Annotated in this window: 2 protein-coding genes and 1 pseudogene; all 3 read left to right on the forward strand. The window is 73.5% G+C overall.

Annotated elements, in window-relative coordinates; genetic code table 11:
* Positions 1-397: pseudogene (locus H5J30_RS30470) on the forward strand (hypothetical protein); the annotation flags it as partial.
* A 196-nt stretch (positions 398-593) separates the two neighbouring features.
* Positions 594-788 (forward strand): hypothetical protein, encoded by a 195-nt coding sequence (locus tag H5J30_RS30475; protein ID WP_018834960.1) that lies wholly within the window; start codon positions 594-596, stop codon positions 786-788.
* A 40-nt stretch (positions 789-828) separates the two neighbouring features.
* On the forward strand, positions 829-1,734 hold the full coding sequence (gene mshB / locus H5J30_RS30480) for an N-acetyl-1-D-myo-inositol-2-amino-2-deoxy-alpha-D-glucopyranoside deacetylase (protein WP_181790669.1): 906 nt from the start codon (positions 829-831) through the stop codon (positions 1,732-1,734).
* The last annotated feature ends 135 nt before the right edge of the window (positions 1,735-1,869 follow it).

Below are 1,869 nucleotides of genomic sequence, written 5' to 3' on the forward strand. Positions count from 1 at the left end.
CTGGGACGCGTACGGCAGGCGGCTCAGCGGCGAGCACACCATGTACGCGCTGCTGCAGCCCCCGGTCTCGTACGGCAAGTGGGCGGTCGCCGCCGTGTGCTTCGCCGCCGCCGTGGCCGCCGCCAAGCGCGCCCCGCTGTCCCGCCCGCTCGGCATGACCGCCGGCGCACTCGTCCTCGGCTGGGGGGCGGCCGACACCTCCGTGTACCTCAAGCACGAGGTCTTCGAGCACTTCGGCACCCTGAGCACGGAACACCAACTGCAGGCCGGCACGGGAATCGGACTGCTGCTCGCCGGCTTCGTCATCCTGTTCGCGCTCGCGGGGCGCGGGGAGCGCGACCCCATGGCAGAGCCGCTCTCCCGCTGGCAGGAACCCTCCTCGCCACCTCCCTGGTGACCGCCGGGCGCCGCCCGCGGCGCCCTTTCCGGCGGCTCTGCCGCCGCCCCCCGGCGGCCTTTTGCGTGCGACCCCTCCATGCGCCGGTGCGCCGAACGATGCACGGGCACCGATAGTTATGATGCGTGCGCGCGACGGGCATGCATCACGTGGCCCGTCAGATGACCCGACCGCAGGTCCCGGGAGGTGAGCCGCTGTGGCTCTGTCGATCTCGCTAGTGCTGCTGCTCGCGATCGTCGTCTTCTTACTCGTCAAGAAGAGTGGCCTGAAGGGCGGGCATGCAGTCGTCTGCATCCTGCTCGGCTTCTACCTCGCCAGCTCGTCCATGGCGCCGACCATCGACGACGTGACACAGAACGTCGCGGGGATGATCGAGAGCATCAAGTTCTGACCCCCGGGGGACCCGCCGTCCACTCGTCTAGGCTTCCTCCATGAGCAGGGAGCTTCCGACGCGCAGGCTGCTGCTGGTGCATGCGCATCCGGACGACGAGACGATCACCACCGGCGCCACCATGGCGCGGTACGCCGCCGAGGGCGCCCTCGTCACCCTGGTGACGTGTACCCGGGGCGAGGAGGGCGAGATCATTCCGCCGGCCCTCGCCCACCTGGGACCCGAGCGGGACGACGGGCTCGGCGCCCACCGGGCCGGCGAACTCGCCGCCGCCATGCGGGAGCTGGGCGTCACCGACCACCGCTTCCTCGGCGGCCCGGGGCGGTTCCGCGACTCGGGGATGAGCGGCCTCGACCGGAACGGACGCCCAGGGACATTCTGGTCCGCCGGCGTCGACGAGGCGGCCGCGCTGCTGGTGCCGGTGATCCGCGAGGTACGCCCCCAGGTGCTGGTCACGTACGACCCCCGCGGCGGGTACGGCCACCCCGACCACATCCAGGCCCACCGCGTCGCGACGCGCGCCGCCGTGCTGGCCGCGGACGCCGCGTACGAGCCGGCCGAAGCCAGTGCCCCGGAGCCGTGGGCGGTGGCCCGTATCTACTGGACCTGCGTCGCGCGCACCGCGGCGGAGAAGGGCCTCGCCGAACTGGCCGCGGCGGGCCACCCCTTTCCGGGCACGGCGACCGTGGCCGACCTGCCGGGCGTGGTCGACGACGGCGAGGTCACGGCGGCCGTGGCCGGGGGCGCGTACGCAGCGCCCAAGGCGCGGGCGATGGCGGCGCACGCGACGCAGATCACCGTGGCCGACGGCTCTTTCGCGCTCTCCAACGGGCTGGGCCAGCCGATCCTGACCACCGAGCAGTTCCGGCTCGCCGGCGGCGCGGACGCCGCGCGGCGCGATCCGGGCGCGGTGGAGACCGACTTGTTCGCGGAGGTGGCGGCGTGAGCGCCAAGAAGCGGGCCGTACGCCCCGACTCGGCCGCCGGCGGCGGAAACCGGGGCAATGCAGGCGCAAGCCGCGCACGTGCGAACGGCAGCGGCACGGGCGGCACGGGCGCGGGAACTGCTCGTGACGCGGGCA

The organism is Streptomyces phytophilus (genome assembly GCF_013870535.1).
GTDB classification, from domain to species: domain Bacteria; phylum Actinomycetota; class Actinomycetes; order Streptomycetales; family Streptomycetaceae; genus Streptomyces; species Streptomyces phytophilus.